The following is a 26,266-nucleotide window of genomic DNA, read 5'->3' as shown; positions in this document are numbered from 1 at the left end:
AGGATTATATTTACAATATTGAATATTATTTTCTAACTTTTTCTTTAATGAAATTGGTAATTAATTGAATTCCGAAACCCGTTGCGCTTTTCATTTGTGCATATTGAGAACTGCCAAAAGAGACTCCTGCAATATCTAAATGCATCCATTTTGGATGTTTCTCTGTAAAGAATTCCAAAAATTTTGCAGCATTAATGGCACCTTCAATTGGCTTACCATTAAAGTTTTTAATGTCAGCAACATCAGATTCTAAATCTTTCTCATAATCTTCAAACATGGGCAATTGCCAAACACGCTCATGAACTTTAAAACCGAGGTCAGACATGGTATTTGCCATTTCTTGATTTTGAGTAAACATTCCTGCGGCAGCATATCCAAAAGTTCTCACAACACTTCCCGTTAAGGTTGCAATATCGATTACATATTCTGGGTTGTATGTTTTGATAGCATAACTAATGCCATCCGCTAAAACTAAACGACCTTCTGCATCGGTATCAATAATTTCAATGGTCTTTCCTGAATAGGAATTGATCACATCGCCAGGTCGATAACTATTGGCATCAACAGCATTTTCTGCGGATGCAACAATACCTACAATATTGATGTTTAATTTTAGTTTTGCAACCAATTCGACAACCCCTAAAACCACGGCGGCTCCACCCATATCACTTTTCATATAGTGCAGGTTTGTGGATGGTTTTATAGACAAACCTCCTGAATCAAAAGTAATTCCTTTACCAACCAAAGCAATATCTATGGTGTCAGAGTCATTTGCTTTGTATTCATTGATGATGACAACTGGCGGATGCACACTTCCTTTTCCGACTGCTAAAACAGCATCAAAGCCTTGCTTTTCTAATTTTTTATGTTTTAAAACCGTACAGGAATACGAAGCTTCTTTTGATGACTTTTTTGCCCAATCTCCTAAATATTCGGGTGTTTTAATATTTGGTGGCGCATCTACCAAACCTTTAATTTTGTTAATGGTTTCTCCTGTAAATTTTCCTTCTTCAAGAATTTTTTCAATCGTATTTTTTGATGAAAATGAAAGGATAATTTCCTTTTTATCTTCTTTGGTCGTTTTAAATTGTCCGATAAAATATTGAGACATTTCTAAACCAATGACAATTTTTAAAATGTCATCATTGTTTAAATGATCGGTAAAAACCTGAATTTCATCCTTCCAATATTTACAAGTTTCAAAAGCAAATTTTTGAAAAGTACTTTCTAATTGTGATTTATTTTTCTCTTCGCCTAAACCCACCAAATAAATTCTATTTCCTTCTTTTCCGTAGATTAAATGATGCGTTAAAAAACTTCCATCAAAATCAGGATTTTCGATTGGTAAAAATTGTTGAATTGATTTTAAATCGTCTTTTTTACAAGGTAAAATGAGGTTTTTATTAAAATCTATTTCTTGTATTTGCTTGTAAGTCATACCTATTATTTGTTAAAAAGCCATTGAATTGCATTCGGGAATTCCTTTCGCCAATGAACTTCAGAATGATTGCCTTCTTGATTAATTGAAAAATGAAAATCTATATGATAGCCTTTGATCATTTTTTCTTTGATAATTGCGCCTAATTTTTTTGCATTTGGTAAATGCTCTCTACTTTCTTGTCCTCCAGAATATAAATAAATTTTAGCTTCCTCTAATGGAGTAAAACTTTTTGTATTGTCAAAAACTTTTTTAGAAATCCATAAGCTGGGAGAGAAAATCATCAATTTACCAAAAACATGCGGATTTGATAAACCTGCGTGTAAGCTAATTAACCCCCCCATAGAGCTGCCTCCAATTCCTGTATTTTCAAAATCGGTTAATGTTCTGTATTTTTTGTTGATGTAAGGAATCAATTTTTCCGTCATAAATTGGATGTAAAAGTTGCCCTTTCCTTCTCCAAATCTAGGATGATAATAAGGTAAGTATTCATTGATACGTTCTTCTTCTCCATGATTAATAGCGATGATAATTATATCTGCTTCGCCTTTTTCGGCTAATTTTGCTAACGATTTATCGATTGCCCAATCTCCATATTGTGCCATCGGATTGAATAAATTCTGGCCATCTTGTAAATATAATACAGGATAACGTTTATCTGTTTCATAATAATTGTGAGGTAGTAAAGCCGAAATTCTTCTTGTTGCATTTAAATGCGGAATTTCATAAGCTTCTTCTATTGTTTCAATAATGGGATTAAAATCCGTTCTTGTCATGTGCTTGTTTTAAGAATGCAAAAATACTATTTTGCCCATGTAAAAATCACTAATTATAAATATGTTTTAAACAAAAAATCCTGATGTTAACATCAGGATTTTTTGTTTAATATGCAATTTTATCTTGTTTTTCAGTCCATTTTTGAAAAGGTTCTAACGCAATTTCTCTTCCTATTTGTTCAAAAGGAATGCTTCTTTTATTGTAGGGAAGCGGAATTTCTTTATAAATAAATTCGTCATCAAAACCAATATCAGCAGCATCTTGTTGGTTGCTTCCATAAAATACTTTTTCGGGTCTTGCCCAATAAATTGCTCCTAAACACATGGGGCAAGGCTCGCAAGAAGTATACATAATGCAACCTTCTAATTGAAAAGAAGACATGTTTTTACAAGCATCTCTAATTGCCGTTACTTCTGCATGCGCAGTTGGATCGTTTGTAGAGGTTACTTTATTGTTTCCACGACCAATAATTTCTCCGTTTTTAACAATAATACATCCAAAAGGTCCTCCTTCATTATTTTGCATTCCTTTTAAAGCCGCTTTTACAGCTTCACTCATAAAATGTTTATGATTCATAATTTAGTGTTCAGTTTTCAGTAACAGTTAACAGTGGAGTATTCAAAAACCAACTGAATTTCTGCAAACTTTTTTAATTTTCGGTAAGGTTTTGATTTATAAACCTTTAAATATATTAATTTATTTTTCTTCACTGCTACTGTAAAGTGCAATTTAAAAGAGTCAATTGCATACTGCAACTGTAAACTGCTTACTATTTAAGGCCTCCAGTCATTTCTTCTGGTTTTACCCATTCGTCATATTGCTCAGGAGTCACATAGCCTAAACGCACTGCTTCTACTTTTAAGGTGGTTCCGTTTGCATGCGCTGTATTGGCAATTTCTGCAGCTTTATAATAGCCTATTTTTGTATTTAAAGCAGTTACTAACATTAGAGAATTATTTACTAATTCTGTGATTCTTGCATGATTTGGTTCAATTCCTGCCGCACAGTTCACATCAAAAGAAACACAAGCATCTCCTATTAATTGCGCAGATTGCAACACGTTTGCCGCCATCATGGGTTTAAAAACATTGAGTTCATAATGACCTTGCGTTCCGCCTACAGTAACGGCAACATCATTACCCATTACTTGTGCACAAACCATGGTCATTGCTTCTGCTTGCGTAGGATTTACTTTTCCGGGCATGATAGAACTTCCTGGTTCATTTGCAGGAATAATGATTTCTCCAATTCCGGATCTTGGACCAGAAGCCATCATTCTAATATCGTTTGCAATTTTATTTAAAGAGACAGCCACTTGTTTTAAAGCGCCGTGTGTTTCTACCAAGGCATCATGTGCAGCTAAAGCTTCAAATTTGTTTTCTGCTGTTATAAAAGGCATATCTGTAAATTCCGCAATATATTTTGCCACTAATACATCGTACCCTTTTGGCGTGTTTAATCCAGTACCCACAGCAGTGCCTCCTAAAGCTAGCTGACCTAAATGCTCTAAGGTGTTTTTTAAAGCTTTAATTCCGAAGTTTAATTGTGCCACATAACCAGAAAACTCCTGTCCTAAGGTCAGGGGAGTAGCATCCATTAAATGGGTGCGTCCAATTTTTACCACTTCACTAAAAGCCTCTGATTTTACTTTTAATGTATCTCTTAATTGTTCAATTCCTGGAATTGTAGTTTCTACAATTTTTTTGTAAGCTGCAATATGCATTCCTGTTGGGAATGTATCGTTTGACGATTGTGACTTATTTACATCATCATTTGGCTGAATTGTTTTTTCGCCTTCGCCAATTACTTTTCCAGCAATTTCATGCGCTCTATTGGCAATTACTTCATTTACATTCATGTTAGATTGCGTTCCGGAACCTGTTTGCCAGATGACCAAAGGAAATTGATCATCTAATTTACCAGCTAGAATTTCATCACACACTTGAGCAATTAAATCTCTTTTTTCTGCAGACAAAACGCCTAATTCAGTATTCGTGTATGCCGCTGCTTTTTTTAAATAAGCAAAACCATACACAATTTCTAGAGGCATAGAGGCAGGTGCTCCGATTTTAAAATTATTACGTGAGCGTTCTGTTTGTGCTCCCCAATATTTATCAGCAGGCACATGTACCTTGCCCATGGTGTCTTTTTCTACTCTGTATTTTGTCATTTTGATTGCATTTTTGATGTGTTTACAAATTTACAAAATCTAGGGTGATTAGTTATGAACAGAATTGCAGAAATCCTGTTAAAATATTTTTTAAAATATTCGTAAAATTTGAAAATATATCTTATTTTTGTTGCACAAATTTTTTAAAAATAATTAAATGTTAGATTTTTCTCAATTTTCAGGATTAGTATTATTCATGTTTGTTTTTACAGCGGGTTTTTGGTTGCTAATCTTTTTATTAACATTTGTAGTTCCTTATTGGATTGGTGGAACTATCTGGGAAAATTTTAAATTAAAGCAAGAAGCAAAAAAAGCTGCTGAAGGAAAGTAGAATTTAAGACATATACATAAAAAAACTCGTAACGCAATTTGCGTTACGAGTTTTTTTGTGGGTCTGATTGAGTGCGTTAGGGATTGCAGCATTTGTTTGAGCTCTTTTTTCTTTTTCTGAAAAAAAGCGAGTGCGAAAAGCCCGTTAAAACGCCCAAAAAATTATCCTTCAAAATCTTCACCACCATTATCTTCTCGACCTCCTTGTCCTTTCTTTTTTTGTTGGTTGAAACGGTAAACAAAACTTATTCTAACTTGTGGTTCTCTCCATTGAAATTCGGAATATTGTTCTAAAAAACCAGGAAGGTTGGTTGTTCTTTGACTAATACGACTGTTAAATACATCGCTAAAATTTAAACTTAAAGAAGCTTTTTCATTGAATAGATCTTTACTTGCCGCAATATTCATACTAAAAATACCTTCGCTTTTAGTTTGTGCATTTTGAGACGGACCTCTATAATTCGTGTTAATTTGTAGATCAGTTTTTCCTGGTAACGTGATTTTTTGATTTAAACGAATAAAAAATGCGGTGTTTTCAAAATCGAAACTTTGTGTAACATTGGTTGTCTGATTCGTATAATCTCCATCACTCTTAACGTTAAATAAATTAAAATCACTATTGATATTCCATACTTTAAAGGGTCTGTAATTTAGTGTAAATTCAAAACCAACTCTTTCTTCTGTAGATAAATTTATAGGAAATCTATTGGTAACAGGATCTCCGTTATCTGTTATTTCTCCGGTATCTTCTTGAATTCTCTCCCAGTTATCATTACTAATATTATAGTAAAGAGAAGTGCTTAATGTAAATTTATCCCAACGTTTTAAATAACCGACATCAAAAGCATCTGTAATTACAGGATTTAAACCGACATTACCACTATATTGATTACTCTCGCTAGAACGACTTGGAAATGGATTTAAATTTCTACCTCTTGGCCTTCTAATTCTTCTATTATAACCTAAAGTAATATTTTCCCCATCTTTAAATTCGAAACCAAGATTTAAAGTTGGAAACAAGTTTCCGTAACTTCTATTGTCTGTGGTTGTTGACGTTTCTTGTACAATTTCGATAGAAGTGTATTCATAACGCAAACCTCCTAAAAAAGATATTTTATTAAATTTTTGACCATATTGAAAATAAGCAGCATTCACGAATTCTTCATAACTGAAAGAGTTATTTAAACCGGTATCAGGTACTAAAGGTCCGTTATTTAAAAAATCTTGTCTTTCGGCCAAATAAAAACTATTAAAAATATCTCTATAGTTTCCTCTATAACCTGCTTCGTATTGAATGTTTTCTCCTACCGGATGTACGTAATCAATTTGTAGTAAAGCACTGTTTTCATCTTGATCTTCGAGAACTTGCTCTAAGTCGTTTAAAAGATTTACTTGTGTATCTACTTCTGTAATATTGTTTAAAACATCTTCAACTTCTGTAGAATATTGTAAATTAATGGATAGTTTTTTACCTGAATCATCAAAATTATTGACATAATCTAAGGTGTATTGAATCCGTTCTTCATCTTCACCTTCGCTTTCTGTCCTTAGTGTTGCTTCATTGATAGCTCCTTGGCCGTTAAATCTGTTGATATCATTGGTATTAACATCATCATCATTACCACTATTAAAAACGATATTTCCAATAATGCTAGAACTTTTATTTAGGTAATATTCCGCACCAAAACTTGTAAATAAAGACCTGCCTAATCTGCCAAAATTTCGTTGTTCTACAACTCTAGCATTTCTTGCTGTTGGTTGCAAATAGCTGGCGTCAGTAAAAGCATTACCAGGTGTTTCATTGTAGCGAAATCCTGTATTCGTGAAAAGATTCCATTTTTCTGTCCTCCAATTCGCATTAAAAGCGGTTCCTACTCTTTCAGGCATTCCTAAATCTAGTTGTAAAGAACCGTTAAAGCCAACCAACTTATTTTTTCTTAAAATAATGTTTAGAATTCCCGCGGTACCTTCTGCATCATATCTTGCAGATGGAGAGGTTATTACCTCTACTTTTTCAATAGCCTCCGCAGGAATCTGTCTTAAAGCATCCGCTCCGTTCATACCTACGAGTGCACTTGGTCTACCATCAATTAAAATAGTTACATTTTCATTTCCACGCAAACTCACAGTTCCTTCAACATCCACTTGAACAGAAGGAACATTTCCTAAAACATCACTCGCATTTCCGCCTCTAATGGATAAATCTTTACCAATATTAAAGACTTTTTTATCTAAACGAATGTCTACGGTTGTTTTTTCTGCAATAATCACTACTTCATTTAAACTAGCAGTATCCTCAGAAAGTTTAATGACACCTAAATCTAAATCTTTTGTAATGCTTTGTTTTGGGTATTTTTTTGATTTGAATGAAATAAATTCAGCACTAATCTCGTAGGTTCCTTTAGGAGTTTTAATTTTAAAACTTCCAGTTTCATCGGTAATTCCTCCAGAAATTTTCTGAGTTACCGTATTCTTTAAAACAATGGTTGCGTATTCTAAAGGTTGATTGGAATTTGCATCCACAATTTTACCTGTTATTAAAATTTCACTCTTTGTTTCTCGTTGTTGAGCCGTCAATAAAGAAATTGAGAATAAACAAAACAACACTATAGTAAATCTTTTAGTCAAATCTAATTAAGTTTTAAATTAAGACTACAAATTTGACCTTTAGTTTAGTTTAATCGAGTTAAAATAAAGTTAAACAATTTTAGTAGCTGTTATTTAGATGATTTCTAAAATAGTTTCTGGCGGTCTGCCTATAACTCCTCGGTTGTTATTGATAATAATAGGGCGCTCTATTAACTTTGGATTTTCAATCATTGCTTTAATAATTTCGGCATCAGACAATTCTTTCCCTTTAAAATTGTCTTTCCAAATTTTCTCATTTTTCCGAACTAATTGAATAGGAGAGATCCCTAATATATGGATGATTTCTGTTAATTCCTTTTCAGAAGGAACTACCTCTAAATATTTAATAATTTCAAATTCTTTTCCTGAATTTTTTAAAATTTCTAATCCTTCTCTAGATTTTCTACAACGTGGATTGTGATATATTAGAAGTCCCCTTTCTCCCAAAGGGGAGAATTTGTCTGATTTTGTCATTTTTTTCTTAAATTATTAGGAAAGTTTAAAGGTAAATTGATTTAAAAATTATTTCATAAAGATGAATTCGTATTCAATTTTATATTTTTAACACAAGAGTATCTCTTCCCTTTGGGAAGATTAAGATGGGCTACTCTTTCTGTCCATGTAACATCAAGTAAGATTTTAAAAACGGATTGATATCTCCATTCATAACATTATCTACATTTCCTGTTTCGTATCCTGTTCTTACATCTTTTACCAACTTATAAGGATGCATCACGTAGTTACGAATTTGGCTACCCCATTCATTTTTTAATTTCCCAGATTCAATTTCGTCTCTTGCAGCTTGCTGTTTTTGCAACTCAATTTCATACAATTGAGATTTCAACATTTTCATAGCTGTAGCCCTATTATCATGCTGCGAGCGAGAATTAGAGCATGAAATCTGAATTCCTGTTGGTTTATGTGTTAATTGAACTTTGGTTTCTACTTTATTTACATTTTGTCCGCCAGCACCACTAGAACGGGCAGTTACAATTTCTACATCTGCCGGGTTGATGTCAATTTCTATAGAATCATCTGCCACAGGGAAAACATATACAGAACCAAAGGTAGTATGTCGTTTTCCGTTAGAATCAAACGGCGAAATACGTACCAATCTATGCACTCCATTTTCTCCTTTTAACCAACCAAAGGCATAATCGCCATCAATTTCTATGGTAACGGTTTTAATGCCTACAACATCACCTGCTTGATAATTGAGCGTTTTTAATTTAAAGCCTTGTTTTTCTGCCCACATCGTATACATTCTAGACAGCATTTCTACCCAATCGCAGCTTTCTGTACCGCCAGCTCCAGCCGTAATTTGAATGGTTGCAGAAAGAGAATCTCCTTCTTCTGAGAGCATGTTTTTAAACTCAATATCTTCTAAAAAAGTACTTACTTTTTCGAATTCTTCCTCAATTTCAGCTTCTTCAACTTCCCCTTCTTTATAAAAATCATATAAAATGGCAAGATCTTCATTTAAAGTAATTACTTTTCTGTAATCTTCTACCCATTTCTTTTTAAAACGGAGTTCTTTCATTAAAATTTCTGCTTCTTTTGGGTTGTTCCAAAAATCGGGATCTACTGTTTGTTCCTCTTCATTCGCTATTTCAATCAGTTTTTTATCTATTTCTAAATAAGATTTTAGTTTCTCAATTCTTGTATCAATATCTTTAAGTTGTTCTTGTGTAATCATAAGTAGAACAAAAATAAATGAATTTTTAAGAACTCTTCTTTTAAAAGTTGACAGATATTAAAAAAACGTTTCTTAACAGATTCACACAGAAAAAAGTAGGGATTTATAAAAAATTGGCATTAATTCTCCCTGCAAATTTCATAAACTTTTGGCGCAATATTCTAGAGTATCTCAAAAATTAATAAATAAATAAATTAGTGTTGTCCGATTAAAATATAAAATTAGCTAAAGTGTTTTAAAGTATTGATCGTATTGATTTTCAGGAGCTTTTAAAGTAGTACACCTTACTTTTAAAAACGCTTTAGAATTTATGGTGTCTCGAAAAATTTAAAATCGTAATAATATTGTTTTTCAGTTAGTTAAAATCAAGTCTTTGTTCTTGATTCTAACAGCGAAAGCGGTCTTTTTATCTTTTATCGGACAACAATGAAATAAATAAATAAATAAATTTTAAGAATTCAAGTTTTTTAAACTGATCGTTATTTTATAGTTTTATCCAAAATAACCAAACCATGAAAAAAATATTACTTTTTTTACTTTTTATCACATTTAGTTTAAACGGATTTTCTCAATTTTTCATAAAAAAATCTGGCAAAGATTTGCAAAAAGGAATTACTAAATACGAAGGATATATTACTTTTTATTATGATGAAGATAAAGATAAAATATTTCTTCAAATAGATACTTTAGATGCAGAATTTCTATACATCCATTCACTTTCGCAAGGAATTGGTTCTAATGATATTGGTTTAGATCGCGGTAAATTAGGAAGTGGTGTTGTGGTTCATTTTAAAAAAGTGGGTGATAAAATTTTAATGATTCAGCCGAATCAAGATTTTAGAGCTATTACCGATAATGAAGAGGAAAGAAATTCTGTAAAAGAGGCTTTTGCAAAATCAGTTTTACATGGATTTAACATCAAAGAAGAAAAAAAAGGAGTGTATTTAGTAGATGCTACTGATTTTTTTATGAGAGATGCACATGGAGTTGCTGGTACTTTGGCAAGAAAGAATCAGGGGAGTTATGGTTTAGATAAAAGTAAATCTGCTTTTTATTTAGAGCGCACAAAAGCATTTCCAAAAAATGTTGAGTTCGATGTTATGTTAACGTTTAAAGGAACACCCAAAGGATATAATATTCGAAGTGTAACGCCAGACGCAAGTTTGGTAACAGTGCATCAACATCATTCTTTTGTAGAATTGCCTGATAATAAGTATAAACCAAGGAAATATGACCCAAGATCTGGCTCTTGGCAAATGAGTTATATGGATTATTCCACACCAGTAAATGAACCGATTACGAAGCGATTTATTACAAGGCATCGCTTAGAAAAGAAAAATGCAAGTGCAGAAATTTCTGAACCTAAAGAGCCTATAATTTACTATTTAGACCGAGGAACACCAGAACCGGTAAGATCAGCATTATTGGATGGAGGAAGATGGTGGAACCAAGCTTTTGAAGCCATTGGTTACAAAGATGCTTTTCAATTTAAAATGTTGCCAGAAGGCGCCGATATGTTAGACGCCCGGTATAATGTGGTGCAATGGGTGCATCGATCTACAAGAGGATGGAGTTATGGCGCAAGTATTGCTGACCCAAGAACGGGTGAAATTATAAAAGGACATGTAAGCTTAGGAAGTTTAAGAATTCGTCAAGATTTTTTAATAGCCCAAGCGCTGCAAGCTCCTTATAAAAATAATACCGTTGATGACGATTTTGCGTTACAGATGGCATTGGCAAGAATAAGACAATTGGCGGCTCACGAAATTGGTCATACCTTGGGGTTTGCACATAATTTTGCGGCAAGTACCAACGGAAGAACTTCTGTCATGGATTATCCACACCCAAAATTTACCTTAAAAGATGGTAAAATTGATTTCTCTGATGCGTATGATACCAAAATTGGTGCTTGGGACAAAGTAACTGTTGCGTATTCATATCAAGATTTTACAGACGATAAAAATGAATTAGAAGAATTAAATTCCATTTTAGAAAATGCGTTTGCTAGCGGATTAAAATATTTATCAGATTCAGACGCTAGACCCGCAGGAAGTGCAAGTGCCTCGGCCCATTTATGGGATAATGGGGGTAATATTCACGACGAATTGTACCATCTTTTAAAAGTAAGAAAAACAGCAATTTTAAATTTTTCTGAGGATAATATAAAGACCAATCAACCGTATTCTGTTTTGGAAGATGTGTTTGTGCCACTTTATTTTTTACATCGTTTTCAAACTGAAGCAACAACCAAATTAATAGGGGGATTACATTATAATTATGCTGTAAAAGGCGGAAATCAAAAAGTAGTAGAAAGAGTTTCAGGAACCACAGAAAGGATTGCTTTACAGGCAGTTTTAAGAACAATTGCCGTAGATGAGATTGCAATTCCGAGAGAAAAATTAGCGTTATTTCCACCAAGAGCATTGGGTTATAATAGAACGCGAGAATCTTTTAAAAGTAAATTAGGGGTTTCTTTTGATGCCTTTTCTGCGGTAGAAACAGCTGCTGAAATGTCTTTGAGTTTACTATTACATCCGCAAAGGGTCTCAAGATTAATTGCACATAAGAGCTTAGATAAAAAACAGTTAGGTTTAGAAGAATTGATTGATGAATTAATTGCGAAAACGATTCAAAAGAATCATAAAGATAGCTATTATCAAGAATTACAAAATGTAATTAATATGCAAGTTTTAGAGCAGTTGTTTTATTTAGCAGCCCATAAAAATCAGTATAACCAAGTAAATGCCATTGTTAATTTTAAGTTAGATGAAATCAAAACCTTTTTAGAAAATAAAAAATCTGAAGGAACACAAAAAATATATGATGGGGCGATGGTAAAAATGATTGAAGGATTTTTAAAGAATCCGACTTCATTTAAGAGAACAAGTGCTCCTCAAATTCCGGATGGTTCACCTATCGGGAATTAAAAGAAAACCTCTTTGTTTTTCATACATTTTTTCAGTTCTAAAGAAAGTTTTTTCTTTTGGATTTTTTAAAATCTATAGACACAGAAAAGGAAGAATGCATAATTAGAAACAAACCTTATTTTATCATAAAAAAAGGTTAGTTTTAAAGCATTCAAAAGAAGAACAAAAATTAATAAATTTATGATATGGTAATTGATTTAATATCTGATACAGTAACCAGACCAACACCAAAAATGTTGGAAGCAATGATGAACGCAAAAGTTGGCGATGATGTGTTTAAAATGGATCCAACAGTGAATGAATTGCAAGAGAAAACAGCGCAGTTATTCGGAATGGAAGATGCACTTTTTTTTCCGTCTGGAACCATGGCAAACCAGACAGCTATAAAACTACATACACAGCCAGGCGATAAATTAATTTGTGATAAATATGCACATGTGTATAATTATGAGGGTGGAGGAGCCGCATTTAATTCGGGTGTAACTTGTAAATTAATCAATGGAAATAGAGGGATGTTTACTGCAAAACAACTTCAAGATGCGGTTGTTGGCAGATCAGATATTCATGTTCCTTATTCCAGATTAGTTTGTATTGAGAATACCACAAATAAAGGAGGAGGAGCTTGTTGGGACTTTGCCGAATTAGAAAAAGTTCAAAAAATAGCCAAAGAAAATAACCTAGCTTTTCATTTAGACGGTGCTCGTTTGTTTAATGCTTTGGTGGCAAAAAATGAATCTCCAAAACAATACGGACAGTTATTTGATACAATTTCTATTTGTTTATCTAAAGGATTAGGGGCGCCTGTGGGTTCTATTTTAGTAGGTTCTAAAGAGCATATAGCAAAAGCATTGCGAATTCGTAAATTATTCGGTGGTGCCATGAGGCAAATTGGTTTTTTAGCGGCAGCAGGAATTTATGCTTTAGATAATCATTTAGAAAGATTGGCGGAAGATCATCAAAAGGCAAAAGAAATCGGAGCTGTGTTGGCGTCACTCTCTTATGTAACTAAATTAGAACCTATAGAAACAAATATCATTATTTTTTATGTGGATGAAAAAATAGGGGCAGACAATTTTATCAACAGGATGAAAGATAAAAATATTCTTTTAACGCCCATGGGAGAAGGACGAATTAGAATCGTTACTCATTTAGATTATACCAATGAGATGCACGAAATTTTATTGAAAGAATTGAAAAATTTCTAGAAATAAAACGCAAAAAGGGCAATATCGGGGAAGTAAAAAACATTTCATCAAACAAAAAATTATTACGAATATCTACGGCAAATCTACCTTGATGCGCAACATCCAAATATGAGCAGGAAAAATTGGTGTTCACCAAGCCAAACGGGTTTTGTTGTTTTGTAAAGTTACCATTGAATGCACTAGAAAGTTAAATGCCAAATTCTATTTGATATAACGACCGCAATAAAAACGCCTTTTTTTCCTTGCTATTTCAACATAAAAAATAAACCGTAAAAGAATACTATGCTTTATTTTTCTATTTTCTAAAAAGAAAAAAATCATCATTTTGTTTTACAGTAATTTCAAAACAGCTTTGGTATAAGAAATAAAGTGGATATTAAATTTTTTCAAAAAATTTACGTTAATTAGAGGCATCCAAAGTAATTAATTCTTTATAATTTAGGGTCAATTTTTTTAGTAGAATGCCGTAAATTAATTTATAAAACAACCATAACAATGCCATAAAAATAAGAATTGCAATGACTTGACTAATGATTGTAATTGTAATTAATTGATTGATATCAACCGACATGTTTTTGGGATTCATAATTTTCATCAATTTATCCGAGTCGCTTATTAAAACAATATTTAAAGCTAAACTGGTTAAAAAAACAATGGCTAAATTGTAGTACACATAAAATTTTACAGTTTTTCTTATATGTAAAATTCGTTGAATTAAACTTTTGGTATTGTCAATCACTGATATTTTTTTGAAACTTGTATAAAAAAAGTACAAGAAAATAAGAATGACGATGTAATGCAATACTGTGAAAAAAAAGGCTTGCTTTTTTAAATTTAAATCTTCATAAATTTTGTAAAAACTATCGGGCACTAAAAAGTTTATGCTTAACCAAAAACCAAGTTCTAGAAGCCCCACAATAAAAATCCATTTTACAATTGATGATGATTTTGAGTGTGCCATTTTGTAGATATCAATAGTAGAAAGTTGTTGAACTTCTTCTGGCTGATTGTCCCAAGCTTTTTTATAATTGTCTAATAAATCCATATTTATGGGTTTAAAATATTTTTTAACTTTTCTTTTGCTCTATTCATTTTTACCCGCGCATTTACAGAGGTTATGCCTAATGTTTCTGATATTTCTTTGTAAGGTTTATCTTCTAAATAGAGAAAAATTAATGCCTTATCAATATCATTTAATTGATGAATTGCTTTATACAATTGGCTCAGCTGTCGTTCTTCAGTATCATCATATGCCGATGATTTTATTTTAAAGGCAACATCGCTAATATCTTGGGTTTTTACTGTTCTTGTAGATTTTCGATATAAAGAAATTGCGGTATTTAAAGCTACTCGATACATCCAAGTACTAAATTTTGAATCACCTCTAAATTTTGAATAATTTTTCCAAAGTTGAATAGTGATTTCTTGAAACAAATCTTTATGAGCATCTTGATTTGTAGTATATACTCTACAAACTTTATGCGCAATATTTTGATTTTTTTCAAAGTCCGATAAAAATTTAGTCTCTAAATTTTTTTGCACCCTTGCTTAGTTAGTTTAGTTATTAGTAGTTAAATCGTTAAAAACGTTACAATTTTAAGGAATTAATTTTTTATTTCAATAATATTACTAGCTTTGTTGCATAAAAAGGAAATTAGGTTGAACAATATTAAGCAAGATTTTACAATTAGAGACTTAGAAAACATCTCAGGGATTAAGGCTCATACCATTAGAATATGGGAAAAGCGATATAATTTATTAGAGCCCAAAAGGACCGAGACGAATATAAGATATTATACTCCAGAAGATTTAACAAAACTATTAAACATTGTTTTGTTAAATAAAAACGGGTTTAAAATATCTAAAATTGCAGCCATGTCAGGAGATGATATTACGCTACAATCAAGAAAATTAGCTTTTGATTCAGGGATCAATGATGAAGCTATAAATTCGCTTAAAGTTTCTATGTTTCAGTTTGATAAAATATTATTTAATAATACGTATCATACCTTACTTCATAAAAAAACTTTCAGAGAAATTTTTAAGGAAGTTTTTATTCCTTTTTTAGAAGAGATTGGTTTATTGTGGCAAACAGAAACCTTATTGCCTGCGCATGAGCATTTTATTTCAAATTTAATTGCGCAAAAAATTCAAGCAAACATAGAAGAATTACAATATAACATTACCGATAAAAATAAAACTTATGTTTTGTTTTTACCTGAAAATGAAATTCATGAGTTAGGCTTACTATATTTAAATTATGAATTAGTTTTAAGAGGCTTGCATACTATTTATTTAGGACAAAGTCTACCGCTTAACAATCTTAATTATTTTATAGAGGGAGAGCGCGAAATTTGCTTTATATCTGCATTTACGATTCAGCCTTATGATGAAAAAATAGAAGATTATTTTCATGAAATAAATGATATCATGAAAGGCACAAAAAATGAATTTATTGCGGTTGGTAGAAAAGTGGATAAAGTAAAACACCTTCAATTAAATGCAAATATTAGATTATTCGATTCTATGCAAGATTTGTTAAAAGACTTATAAAAATGTCAATCAATTTACTCTCTTGTTTAGTTAATTTATATCTTTGTTAAACAATCAACTTTAATGAATAAAAAAGTATATATTATAGGTTCTGGGTTTTCATCTTTATCAGCTTCTTGTTATTTAGCAAAAGAAGGATATCAAGTAACGGTTTTAGAAAAAAATGATACTTTAGGCGGTAGAGCAAGACAGTATAAAAAAGAAGGCTTTACCTTCGATTTAGGACCTTCTTGGTATTGGATGCCCGACGTTTTTGAACGTTTTTTTGGTGATTTTGGCAAAAAGCCATCGGACTATTACACGTTAGATAAATTAAGACCTGGTTATGAGGTGTATTTTGGTGAAAATGATTCTATAAAAGTTTCAGATCGTTTAGAAGAAATTTATGAACTGTTTGAAGAGGAAGAAAAAGGTAGCAGCAAACATTTAAAAAGTTTTTTAGATTCAGCAAAATCTAATTATGATACAGCCATAAAAGATTTGGTTTATAAACCAGGAATTTCTCCTTTAGAGTTGGTAAATTCTACAACCATAGCTAGGGTTTCACAATTTTTTTCAACGATTAGAACTCAAGTTAGAAAAAATATTAAAAGCCCTCGATTAATTAAAATTTTAGAATTTCCAGTTTTATTTTTAGGTGCTAAACCAAATAATACGCCTGCATTTTATAATTTTATGAATTATGCAGATTTCGGATTAGGCACTTGGCATCCCAGAGGAGGCATGTATAAAGTAGTGGAAGGCATGGTTTCTTTAGCAAAAAATTTAGGAGTTGAGTTTAGAACAAACGCCAATGTTTCTAAAATTTTAACGGATGCCAATAAAAATGTAATTGGATTATTGATTGATAACGAGAAAATTGAAGCAGATTTAGTTTTAAGTGGCGCAGATTATCATCATACAGAGACATTATTAGAGCAAGATTTAAGGCAGTATTCAGAGAAATATTGGGATAAGAAAACCTTTGCACCATCTTCATTATTATTTTATGTCGGGTTTGATAAAAAGATAAAAAATGCAAGTCATCATACCTTGTTTTTTGATACCGATTTTGACACCCATGCAGAAGAAATTTATGACAATCCGCAGTGGCCAACAGACCCTTTGTTTTATGCTAACTTTACTTCTATGACTGATGTAACTTCTGCACCAAAAGGGAAAGAAGCTGGTTTTTTCTTAATTCCTCTAGCTCCTGGTATCGAGGATACTGAAGCTTTAAGAGAAGAATATTTTCATAAAATAATAGATAGATTTGAAAAATTAACGAAGCAAGAAGTTAAAAGCAGTGTCTTGTTTAAAAGATCTTTTTGTGTTAAGGATTTTAAAGAAGAATATAATTCTTATAAAGGGAATGCATATGGTATGGCAAATACATTGCTTCAAACTGCATTTTTAAGACCAAAAATTAAAAGTAGTAAAGTAAATAATTTGTATTTTACCGGTCAATTAACGGTTCCTGGTCCGGGAGTTCCTCCTGCTCTTATTTCAGGTAAAATAGCGACAGATTTAATTATCAAAAATCAGTAGGATATGAAAGAATTATTTGACAGCGTTTCTAATAGTTGTAGTGAATTAGTTACTAAAAAATATAGTACTTCTTTTTCTATGGCTGTCAATACTTTATCGCCAAAAATAAGGACGGATATTTATAATATATATGGTTTTGTTCGTTTTGCAGATGAAATTGTAGATACGTTTCATGATTTTGATAAAGAAGCATTGATGGCGCATTTTGAGCGTGATTATTACTTTGCAATGGAACAAAAAATTAGTTTAAATCCTATTTTAAACTCTTTTCAACAAACAGTACATCGCTATAATATTCCAGATCATATGGTGCAAGCTTTCTTAAAAAGTATGAAAGCTGATTTACACAAAACACAGTATGCAACCAAAGAAGAATATGATGAATATATCTATGGCTCTGCAGATGTTGTAGGCCTAATGTGTTTAAAAGTATTTGTAAATGGTGATGATAAAATGTTCGAGGATTTAAAACAGGCAGCAATGCGTTTGGGTTCTGCCTTTCAGAAAGTAAATTTTTTAAGGGATTTAAAAGATGATTTTGAACTCTTAAACCGTTCGTACTTTCCGAATATAGATTTGGGAAAATTAAATAAAGAATCAAAACAATGTATCATTGATGAGATAGAAGCTGATTTTGATTATGCATACAATAACGGCATTTTAAAGTTGCCAGTTGAAGCCAAATTCGGAGTTTATATGGCGTATCGATATTATAGAAGATTGTTAAAAAAGTTGAGTAAAGTACCTTCAGAAAAAATTATGGATACAAGAATTCGTATTTCTGACCCTATGAAAATTAACTTATTAGCAAGAAGTTATGTAAAGTATAAATTAAATATTATTTAAATTTATTGCTAAATTCAATTTTATTAAGGAGCTTCAAAATTTTTAATTAAAATAGTAGAATTATTTCATTGTATTTTATAGCTCAGAATACCTATACTTATGAGATGGCTTCGTTGTACTCAATAATGTTCCTTTTATTTTTTCGCTTTGCATGGTGACTGTTAATTTTATGTGTAAATTCGTCAAAATAAACAATATAGCTATTTTTAAATCAGCCTATTTTTAATGTAATTTAAGTTAAAAATTCTTGAAATAAAATAGTACTTCAATTGATCGTTTATGAATAAATTATTCTTTTTAATAGCTTTATGAATAGTTACGATTTTATAATTGTAGGCGGCGGAGCATCTGGACTAATGATGGCCTACAAAATGTCTAAAGATACTTTTTTTGATGATAAGAAAATATTGATTGTAGACAAAGAGAAGAAAAACACGAACGATAGAACTTGGTGTTATTGGGAGCAAAAAGAAGGTGAATGGGATGATATTTTGAATACATCTTGGGATAAAATTATCTTTAAAAGTGATTTTTACACATCTGAAGAAAATATTGCCCCATACTCCTATAAAATGATTCGGAGCAAAGATTTTTACTCAAAAATTTGGAATGTTTTAGACCAAAAATCAAATATTAGTTTTCAGAAGGAAACGGTTTTAGAGATCAAACAGCTCCATGCTGAGGCGGAAGTAATTACAGAAAACCAAGTTTTTAAAACAAGGACGTTGCTTAATAGTATTCTTTTTGATGATGCCTATAAAAGACAAACTCAATATCCTGTTTTACAACAACATTTTGTTGGATTTTTTATCCGAACAAAAATAAATTCTTTTGACGATACCGCTGCAACTTTCATGGATTTTACCGTGGATCAAAAAGGAAATACCCGTTTTATGTATATTTTACCAACGAGTAAAAAAGAAGCTTTGTTTGAATATACCTTGTTTTCAAAAGATCTATTGGCGTATGATGTTTACAAATCAGAAATTGAAAAATACCTAAAACAAAAAAATATTATTGAGTATGAAATTGTAGAAAAGGAGAAAGGGTCTATCCCTATGACCTGCTATAAGTTTTGGGAAAAAAATTCAAAAAATATAATTCATATCGGCACGGCAGGAGGCTGGTCTAAAGCAAGCACAGGGTTTACGTTTAAAAATACAATAAAAAAAACTACCAATCTTATCAATCATTTAAAGGAACACAAACCTCTTCCAAAATTCCATAAAGTCACTAAATTTTGGTATTACGATTTATTATTGTTAGATATTTTACACCAAAAGAATTATTTAGGAGCATCTTTATTTTCACAACTTTTTAAAAGGTTACCGGTTCAAACTATTTTTAAATTTTTAGATGAGGAAACATGTTTTTACCAAGATGTAGAACTGATGCTAAAAATGCCTACTAAAAAATTTATGAGCGCCATTTTAAGACGGATTTTTTAGACTACTTTTAGATTTGATAATAGAATTTAAAACACAGTATGTCTTATAAAGTTAAATAAAACAGACCAAACACTTAATGCAGGATTTGGTAAATTACCTTTACCCATTATTTTCATTTGTTGAGAAAAATAAGCAATGTCTAAGAACCCCATTTTATCAATAAATTTTAAACCTGTTTTTACAGCTGGAATATGAACTTCTGTTCTTGTTCCTTCAAAAAACTCTTTAGAAAGATGAGGAAACACCGCAAACGGACGTGCTAAACCAACAAAATCTAGCTCGTTATTTTCAATTGCTTTTGCCATAATAGCTACAGTTCTAAAACCTCCAGTTAATAATAGCGGAGCTTTTGTTCTTGCTCTTGCTTTTACAATAAAATCTGCAAAATAGGCTTCTCTTTTTTGTGTACTTTCCTTTATTTTTTTGCCTGCACCCATCATCGCAGCTTTTTCATACGTGCCACCAGAAACTTCTATCAGATCCATTCCTTCAGCAGAAAGCATATCAATAACTTCTAGCGATTCTTCCTCTGTGAAGGCTCCTCGTTGAAAGTCTGCAGAGTTAATTTTAATTCCGATAGGAAAACTAGGGCCAACTTTCGTCCGTATATTTCTATAGATTTCTATAGCAAATCGAGCTCTGTTTTCTAAAGAACCGCCCCATTGATCTGTTCGTAAATTTGTAAGGGTAGACAAAAATTGACTGACCAAATACCCATGAGCGCCATGAATTTGCACCCCTTTCCAACCTGCTTTTTTAGCAATCAATGCACAATTACCAAAACCATCTATGGCTTTCCATATTTCATCTTCCGTCATAGGACGTGGCTTTGGAAACATAGATTTCATAGGCAATTGAACATCTGAAGCACTTACGACATCTTTATTAAATTTAGGCGATTGTCTTCCTGGATGATTAATTTGCATCCAAAGATGGCTTCCATGTCTTTGTGCAACTTCGGCCCATTCTTTAAGTTCTGCCATGTGTTTTTCGTCTTCCACAACCACATTTCTTGGCTCATTTAATGCTTTGCTATCCATCATTACATTTCCAGAAATCAAAATTCCTGTACCACCTTCGCCCCAAGTTTTATAGAGTTGTACAATGCGTTTAGAAGGTTTTCCTCCTTTATCAGCATTGTTTTCACTCATCGCAGATTTTACAATTCTATTCGGAATGGTAACTCCACAAGGTAGTGTGAAAGCTTGTTGTAAGGTTTTTGCTGATTTCATGATGAATATAGATTGTTAGTGATTGAAAATTTGATAGGTGCAAATTAGCTTATATTAATGGATATTGAAAACTATATTGTTGTAGAAAGTGAGGATGGATAAAGGGTGTTTTTCTTCTTGATTTTTTCGTTTAAATAGCCGAACTTCGTTATTTTAGAATAGATATCATTAAAAGGATACATATTTGAGACTATCTACCCTCTAAGTTTCAGAAAAAAGCAAAAAAATTAGATGAATATATTAAATAACTACGTTACATTTTTACAAGAGTACAAAAAACTATTGGAGCGTGGAGTGAAAAATATATTCGCAAAAACGGTTGCGCCAAGTTTTATTTGGATTGACGACATTCAAAAACTAATAAATGAAAATCTTTGCGAAACAGCACTTACCGAATTATTTGTTGGAGAATCAGACAATACCAAATCAATCATTTTTTCGCTTGACAAACCTTTAAAACCACCAGTAAATATTCCATTTGAATTTTCAGACAAAATTGAGTTTAATGATGCAAAAAACAAATTTGAAAGCGAAAATGAAAACGACTTAATTGCATTTAAAAATTCAAATGCGGGAATAGAGGAGAATAAAAAAATTCAAACTTTCATAAGTAATAAAGCAATATATTCTAAACTATACCGAGCATTTAACGACATAAAAAATGATTCAAATATAGAAATTGTTTTAAGTGTTGGGTTAATTCAATATTCAAAACAAGGAAGAGGAAAAATAAATAGCATTTCAAAAACAAACCAGCATCTATTTCATTTTCCTTTAAAGATCGAATTAGCAATATCTAATAAAATAAATTTATCATTTTCAGATATTGACAAACCTTATGCAGACTTTTTCTTTTTAAATAGCACTCCTATTGAAAAAAGTATTTTAAACAATATTGTAGATAGATTTGACGAAGAAGTTGATACTAATGGATTTCAATATATTTATGAAGACCGTTTTAAAGAAATAATTTCTAAAAATTTACAGCAAATATCCGACAACTCAACATTTGAAAACTCCATATTAAAACCTTTATCTGATACTGTAAATGTTGATTCGTTTAAATTTTCTTTTTCGCCATCAATAAATATAAAAAGACAAAAACCAAGATTTTTCGATAAACTTACTAAAGGAATAATTGATAAAAATGAAAATCAAGAAAATGATGCGGAATTATTTAACCTACTAATTAGGAATCCTGAAAATGAACATACAAATTCATACATAAAACCAAATTATTTTATTGATGAATTATATGAAGAGCATAAAGAAAATAATTCAAACTTAAATCCAGATCAAGATTTTTCAGTTTTCTTCCCTCTACCTTACAATAAAGAACAAAAACAGATTTACGACAATTATTTAAAAAACAGAATAACTGTCGTTACAGGACCTCCAGGAACAGGGAAATCACATACTATTGTAAATATTTTATGCTCATTACTTGCTCAAGGAAAAAGAGTGTTAGTTACTGCACAAACTGATAAAGCATTAGAATCTTTATTAGACAAAATCCCTCCAACATTTGATGATTTAGTTTTTACGAAAATTCAATTAGAAATTGATAAAACAAGGTTTTCTCTCGAAAAAAGCATCAATAATATTCGTTCAATTCTTATAGATGATTTTCATCTTAATATTGAAAAGAAAATTTCTATTTTAAATATTTTAAAAGGAGAATACTTACAATTTAAATCGGAAATACATCAAGTTTTAGAAAAGGAATACAACGAGATTTCTTTAAACGATAGTTTTAAGGGCTTAAGAAGTTATAAACTGTGGGATAAATTACAATCTAAAAATTGTGAAAATTGGAATTGGCTAAAAGATGAAATTTCGTTAGAACAGATTAATAACTTTAGCAAATTAAAAAGTATCATAGATGAATACATAAAACTATCGAACTACGAAAATTCAATCTTAAAAAATGTAGATATTGACTTAATTTTAATTTCTAATAAAATTAATAATTTCAATTTTAATAATTTTTTAAACTCAAAAAACCAAATTGAGGAACTTAAAAAACATTTAAAAATTAATGATTTTTTAAAATCTAAACTGCTTCAAATAGACTTAAACTCTATTATTCAAATAACTGAAAAATACAGTAATTCTGATATCGTAATTAATAGTTACCATCAGATAAATCAATTAAAAAATAAAATAAATTTAAGCAATGAAGATTTTGAAGACTGTACCTCTAATTTAAAATTCTCGGACATTACAGAAAATGCTTCGAAGTATTTAAGAGATATTGAATCTTATTTGGCTCAAATTGAAAATGACAAAGAAAAAGTAGGGTTTTTAAATAAATTCAAAGGAAAATATAAGCAAGTAAATTATTTAGAAAACATTGTACTTAATTCCAGAAATTGTGATAATAAAACATCATTAAAACAATTGAAAATTTACATTAAGGATATTCTAAAAATACATTCAGAGTTAAACAACATTTCAAAAGCAGGTTTTAACATCGCAATTGATGAAGACTCTAATTTATCAAGTAAAAACCAATTATTAAATAATGTAATTGAACAAGTAGAACGAAATTACACACTTGTTTACATATTACAAAACAACAAAGACATTATTAATTTTTCTGAAATATTTGATATTGAGATTTCAAATATTGAGAAAATTTACGATACTTCAATTTTTTATAAAGAAGATTTAGAAAAATTAAAGCAGTTAGAAACAAGTGTAAAAAATGATTTATTCGAACTAAAAGAAATATCAAACACATTACTAAATTCCAAACTACTTAATGATTTCAGAGCATTTATTCCTATTGAAAACATTTCAGAAACCGCAGTATTTAAAGGACTTCAAACAAAATTAGAGGATACGTCTTTACAAATAAGTAAAGAGCAAAAATTTAATAAATCGCTACTTTATTTAACAGAAATATTGCCCAAAACGCTTAATAAAATAAAAGATATTCCTTCCGAATATATTACAAAAGAAAATATAGAATTTGCTCACGCAAATAATTATTTTTCAAAAAATGAGATTATAGATTTACAAAAAACAAAAGAAAAATTACGTCAAATAAATAATAAAATTTATGAACTAAAATGTGAAATATTATTTGATTTGGCAAAAGGTAATTTTAAAAACAATTTCAACCCTAATGAAATTGATAGTTTTATAAATTTATTAGTTGAATATCAAAACAATTTATATCAAGGAAGTAGAGTAATAAGAGATAAAGTTAAGTTTCAAATTTTAGCGAGAAAAAACAGTACGAAAATTAGCAATAAACTTTCCTGTTGGGTAATGAAATTTAATGACGTTTTAAATTCTGTAGGAACTGAACCAGAAATTTTTGATTGTATAATTGTAGATGAAGCAAGTCAACTTGATTTTAATAGTTTGATTTTAGGTTATTATGCTAAGAATATGATTATTGTTGGAGATGACAAACAAACTTCTCCAAGTGCTTTAACGGGTGCAAATGATAATGATTTCCAATCAATAAAAAATAAATATTTGGAATTTTTAGGAGACGATATAATACAAATAAGAAGTGATAATAGTTTATTTACATTATCCAAAATGGTAGCGGGCGCATCAAATTTGACTCTAAAAGAACATTTTAGGTGCGTATCAGAAATCATTGAGTTTTCAAAATATCATTTTTATGATAATTCATTAAAACCTTTAAAGCAAATTAATACCGAAAACAGATTAGAACCTATAAAAGCCGTTTTTGTAAAAAACAGTTTTCTTGAAGATAAAATTGTTTATAACGAAATAGAATCTATTAAAAACCATTTAATTGAAATTATTAAGAATCCAATTTACCAAAATAAATCAATTGGAGTTGTCAGTTTAGGTTTAACAAAGCATACCGAAAAACTAAAAGATATAAAAGAAGATTTATCTGAATTATTTGGCAGGGATAAACTTGAAAAGATAAAATTAATTATTGAAGATTCTCCAAAATTTCAAGGAGATGAAAGAGATGTAATGCTAGTTTCATTAGGTGTTGCTTTAGACTCTGAGAAGATAAGATCGAACAACAACCCAAAACCAAGGTCGATAGTCGATGACGGAAAATTAAAAGATGATTTCAAAAAGATAAATGTTGCATTAAGTAGAGCGAAAGAACAAATGATATTATTTCATTCTGTTAAATCTGAAGATTTAAGAATTAATGATTTTAGGTTAAAAATTATTAGTTTCTTTTATAATGAAACAAAAAAACTTAAACCTTTCGATTTACCTGAAAGTGATAGTGATAGAAACTTAAATAATATTCCCAAACCATTTGACAGTTGGTTTGAATATGATATTACAAGCAATCTTATAGATAAAGGTTATAAATATATTCAACCTCAATATAAAGTAAAAGAAGACGAAAGGTTTTATAATCATCATTCTCAAAAAGAAACATATGTAAATTTCAAACTTGACCTTGTGGTTTCTAATAATGGTAAAATGGTTGCAATTGAATGTGATGGAGATCCATTTCATTCATTACCAGAAGATGTTGCTTATGATGTAGAAAGACAAGAATTTCTGGAACGTGTTGGTTGGAAAGTTTATAGAATATTATATTCAGCATATAAACGGAGCCCAAGTAATGAGATTGAAAAAATGGTAAATTTTATCGAGAAAAATACGATAAAAGATAAAGTAATCTCGTTTCAAGAAAAGAAGCAAAATATTTCAACTTTAGAAAATGAATTAATTATTAAATCTGAGAAATCTCTAAAGTCAAATAAAAAAGAAAAAAATGATAAAATAGCAACAATCAAATCGACAACAAAAATACAAGATTCTCACAAGTTACTAGTTTCAGTTCTTGTGAGAAAAAATAGTTTAGGTGCAAAGGATATTAAAAACATAGAGGAAATATATAAAAATAAAACATTTAATGAACGTCTCATGCTAATAAAGCTTATAAAATCATCTTTTGAAGCAAATAAGATTAATGATTTAAGGTCATTACATGCATTAAAAGAATTACAGAAAAGATTATTAACTGGGCCTCTTGTTATTCCCGATAATCAGGATAATTTTAATTATGACGAAAAAGAAATAGATAATACTTCAAAAAAAAACACAACAATACAAACAAACTTATTTGATAAAAAGATTACCTTAAATAGTATAGTTAAACTAAAGTATTTAGGGTTTAAAAAGGAATTTAAGATACAAATAACTGAATATCAATCAGGTAATAACACAAACGAAATACAAAATATTAATTATAAATCGCGTTTAGCAATATCAATAATGAATAAAGAAAAGGGAGATAAAGTTAGAATAGTTAATAGTGAAAATATTGTGGAAATAATAGACATATTGAACTAAAAAAAATAAAGAATAGTTAGTAAAGCATAAAATTATAATTTAAAAAGCAGTAAATATAATTTTATACTCCAATCAAAATTTAAAGTTAACAGAAAAAAATTACTATTATCACTGGCTAATATTCTTATCTAAACATTAAACGAACTTTTTTATTTAAAAAGTTTGCTATA

18 protein-coding genes are annotated in these 26,266 nt (G+C 30.4%); 8 read left to right on the top strand and 10 right to left on the bottom strand.

Features of this window, described 5'->3' with window-relative positions; translation table 11 throughout:
* Positions 1-25 precede the first annotated feature (25 nt).
* From K8354_RS08945 to fumC, 4 genes are all read right to left on the bottom strand, one after another.
* Positions 26-1,438, bottom strand: coding sequence for a leucyl aminopeptidase family protein (locus K8354_RS08945; RefSeq protein ID WP_223447399.1), 1,413 nt, complete (start codon positions 1,436-1,438; stop codon positions 26-28).
* Between the two features lie 5 nt (positions 1,439-1,443).
* The gene (locus tag K8354_RS08940) at positions 1,444-2,214 is read right to left on the bottom strand and encodes an alpha/beta hydrolase (RefSeq protein WP_223447397.1); all 771 of its coding nucleotides are present in this window, start codon (positions 2,212-2,214) and stop codon (positions 1,444-1,446) included.
* 106 nt (positions 2,215-2,320) lie between these two features.
* Positions 2,321-2,791 (bottom strand): nucleoside deaminase, encoded by a 471-nt coding sequence (locus K8354_RS08935; protein ID WP_223447395.1) that lies wholly within the window; start codon positions 2,789-2,791, stop codon positions 2,321-2,323.
* A 193-nt stretch (positions 2,792-2,984) separates the two neighbouring features.
* On the bottom strand, positions 2,985-4,385 hold the full coding sequence (gene fumC / locus K8354_RS08930) for a class II fumarate hydratase (protein WP_223447393.1): 1,401 nt from the start codon (positions 4,383-4,385) through the stop codon (positions 2,985-2,987).
* A gap of 157 nt (positions 4,386-4,542) precedes the next feature.
* Between fumC and K8354_RS08925 the strand changes: the two genes are divergently transcribed.
* Entirely contained in the window at positions 4,543-4,716 is a 174-nt protein-coding gene (locus K8354_RS08925; RefSeq protein WP_223447391.1) for a hypothetical protein, read from the top strand.
* 161 nt (positions 4,717-4,877) lie between these two features.
* Here K8354_RS08925 and K8354_RS08920 read toward each other — a convergent pair whose 3' ends face one another.
* From K8354_RS08920 to prfB, 3 genes are all read right to left on the bottom strand, one after another.
* Positions 4,878-7,343 (bottom strand): TonB-dependent receptor, encoded by a 2,466-nt coding sequence (locus tag K8354_RS08920; RefSeq protein ID WP_223447389.1) that lies wholly within the window; start codon positions 7,341-7,343, stop codon positions 4,878-4,880.
* A gap of 93 nt (positions 7,344-7,436) precedes the next feature.
* Positions 7,437-7,817 (bottom strand): arsenate reductase (glutaredoxin), encoded by a 381-nt coding sequence (gene arsC / locus K8354_RS08915; RefSeq protein ID WP_223447387.1) that lies wholly within the window; start codon positions 7,815-7,817, stop codon positions 7,437-7,439.
* A gap of 130 nt (positions 7,818-7,947) precedes the next feature.
* Positions 7,948-9,039 carry a peptide chain release factor 2 gene (prfB, locus tag K8354_RS08910; protein ID WP_223447385.1) on the bottom strand — a complete coding sequence of 364 codons (1,092 nt, stop codon included), beginning with the start codon at positions 9,037-9,039 and terminating at the stop codon, positions 7,948-7,950.
* Between the two features lie 512 nt (positions 9,040-9,551).
* Here prfB and K8354_RS08905 point away from each other — a divergent pair.
* Entirely contained in the window at positions 9,552-11,966 is a 2,415-nt protein-coding gene (locus K8354_RS08905; protein ID WP_223447384.1) for a zinc-dependent metalloprotease, read from the top strand.
* 185 nt (positions 11,967-12,151) lie between these two features.
* A complete protein-coding gene (locus tag K8354_RS08900) occupies positions 12,152-13,171 on the top strand; it encodes a threonine aldolase family protein (RefSeq protein WP_223447382.1) in 1,020 nt (339 codons plus the stop codon).
* A gap of 400 nt (positions 13,172-13,571) precedes the next feature.
* On the opposite strand, the gene K8354_RS08895 is transcribed toward K8354_RS08900, so the two are convergent.
* Both K8354_RS08895 and K8354_RS08890 read right to left on the bottom strand, forming a co-directional pair.
* Positions 13,572-14,216, bottom strand: a complete 645-nt coding sequence (locus tag K8354_RS08895; RefSeq protein WP_223447380.1) for a DUF8845 family protein — start codon at positions 14,214-14,216, stop codon at positions 13,572-13,574.
* A gap of 2 nt (positions 14,217-14,218) precedes the next feature.
* The gene (locus K8354_RS08890) at positions 14,219-14,713 is read right to left on the bottom strand and encodes an RNA polymerase sigma factor (RefSeq protein WP_223447378.1); all 495 of its coding nucleotides are present in this window, start codon (positions 14,711-14,713) and stop codon (positions 14,219-14,221) included.
* A 117-nt stretch (positions 14,714-14,830) separates the two neighbouring features.
* On the opposite strand from K8354_RS08890, the gene K8354_RS08885 reads away from it, so the two are divergent.
* The 4 genes from K8354_RS08885 to K8354_RS08870 all read left to right on the top strand — a co-directional run bounded on the left by K8354_RS08885 (position 14,831) and on the right by K8354_RS08870 (position 19,545).
* Complete coding sequence (locus tag K8354_RS08885) at positions 14,831-15,724, top strand: MerR family transcriptional regulator (RefSeq protein ID WP_223447376.1); 894 nt, start codon at positions 14,831-14,833, stop codon at positions 15,722-15,724.
* Between the two features lie 63 nt (positions 15,725-15,787).
* Positions 15,788-17,251 carry a bifunctional phytoene desaturase/3,4-desaturase gene (gene crtID / locus K8354_RS08880; RefSeq protein WP_223447374.1) on the top strand — a complete coding sequence of 488 codons (1,464 nt, stop codon included), beginning with the start codon at positions 15,788-15,790 and terminating at the stop codon, positions 17,249-17,251.
* 3 nt (positions 17,252-17,254) lie between these two features.
* Positions 17,255-18,097 (top strand): phytoene/squalene synthase family protein, encoded by an 843-nt coding sequence (locus K8354_RS08875; RefSeq protein ID WP_223447372.1) that lies wholly within the window; start codon positions 17,255-17,257, stop codon positions 18,095-18,097.
* Positions 18,098-18,405: 308 nt separating this feature from the next.
* Complete coding sequence (locus K8354_RS08870) at positions 18,406-19,545, top strand: lycopene cyclase family protein (protein WP_223447370.1); 1,140 nt, start codon at positions 18,406-18,408, stop codon at positions 19,543-19,545.
* 26 nt (positions 19,546-19,571) lie between these two features.
* Here the strand turns inward: K8354_RS08870 and K8354_RS08865 are convergent, their stop codons facing one another.
* The gene (locus K8354_RS08865; RefSeq protein WP_223447368.1) at positions 19,572-20,777 is read right to left on the bottom strand and encodes an NADH:flavin oxidoreductase/NADH oxidase family protein; all 1,206 of its coding nucleotides are present in this window, start codon (positions 20,775-20,777) and stop codon (positions 19,572-19,574) included.
* Positions 20,778-21,008: 231 nt separating this feature from the next.
* Between K8354_RS08865 and K8354_RS08860 the strand changes: the two genes are divergently transcribed.
* Complete coding sequence (locus tag K8354_RS08860) at positions 21,009-26,096, top strand: PDDEXK-like endonuclease domain-containing protein (RefSeq protein WP_223447366.1); 5,088 nt, start codon at positions 21,009-21,011, stop codon at positions 26,094-26,096.
* Positions 26,097-26,266 lie beyond the last annotated feature (170 nt).

The sequence above is a fragment of the Polaribacter litorisediminis genome, assembly GCF_019968605.1.
In the GTDB taxonomy this organism is placed as follows: Bacteria; Bacteroidota; Bacteroidia; order Flavobacteriales; family Flavobacteriaceae; genus Polaribacter; species Polaribacter litorisediminis.
This window is presented reverse-complemented; position numbering and strand designations above follow the sequence as displayed.

Coding starts and splice junctions, on each gene's coding strand:
- K8354_RS08945 (WP_223447399.1), bottom strand. CDS start 1,438: ATGACTTACAAGCAAATACAAGAAATAGATTTTAATAAAAACCTCATT.
- K8354_RS08940 (WP_223447397.1), bottom strand. CDS start 2,214: ATGACAAGAACGGATTTTAATCCCATTATTGAAACAATAGAAGAAGCT.
- K8354_RS08935 (WP_223447395.1), bottom strand. CDS start 2,791: ATGAATCATAAACATTTTATGAGTGAAGCTGTAAAAGCGGCTTTAAAA.
- fumC (WP_223447393.1), bottom strand. CDS start 4,385: ATGACAAAATACAGAGTAGAAAAAGACACCATGGGCAAGGTACATGTG.
- K8354_RS08925 (WP_223447391.1), top strand. CDS start 4,543: ATGTTAGATTTTTCTCAATTTTCAGGATTAGTATTATTCATGTTTGTT.
- arsC (WP_223447387.1), bottom strand. CDS start 7,817: ATGACAAAATCAGACAAATTCTCCCCTTTGGGAGAAAGGGGACTTCTA.
- prfB (WP_223447385.1), bottom strand. CDS start 9,039: ATGATTACACAAGAACAACTTAAAGATATTGATACAAGAATTGAGAAA.
- K8354_RS08905 (WP_223447384.1), top strand. CDS start 9,552: ATGAAAAAAATATTACTTTTTTTACTTTTTATCACATTTAGTTTAAAC.
- K8354_RS08900 (WP_223447382.1), top strand. CDS start 12,152: ATGGTAATTGATTTAATATCTGATACAGTAACCAGACCAACACCAAAA.
- K8354_RS08895 (WP_223447380.1), bottom strand. CDS start 14,216: ATGGATTTATTAGACAATTATAAAAAAGCTTGGGACAATCAGCCAGAA.
- crtID (WP_223447374.1), top strand. CDS start 15,788: ATGAATAAAAAAGTATATATTATAGGTTCTGGGTTTTCATCTTTATCA.
- K8354_RS08875 (WP_223447372.1), top strand. CDS start 17,255: ATGAAAGAATTATTTGACAGCGTTTCTAATAGTTGTAGTGAATTAGTT.
- K8354_RS08870 (WP_223447370.1), top strand. CDS start 18,406: ATGAATAGTTACGATTTTATAATTGTAGGCGGCGGAGCATCTGGACTA.
- K8354_RS08865 (WP_223447368.1), bottom strand. CDS start 20,777: ATGAAATCAGCAAAAACCTTACAACAAGCTTTCACACTACCTTGTGGA.
- K8354_RS08860 (WP_223447366.1), top strand. CDS start 21,009: ATGAATATATTAAATAACTACGTTACATTTTTACAAGAGTACAAAAAA.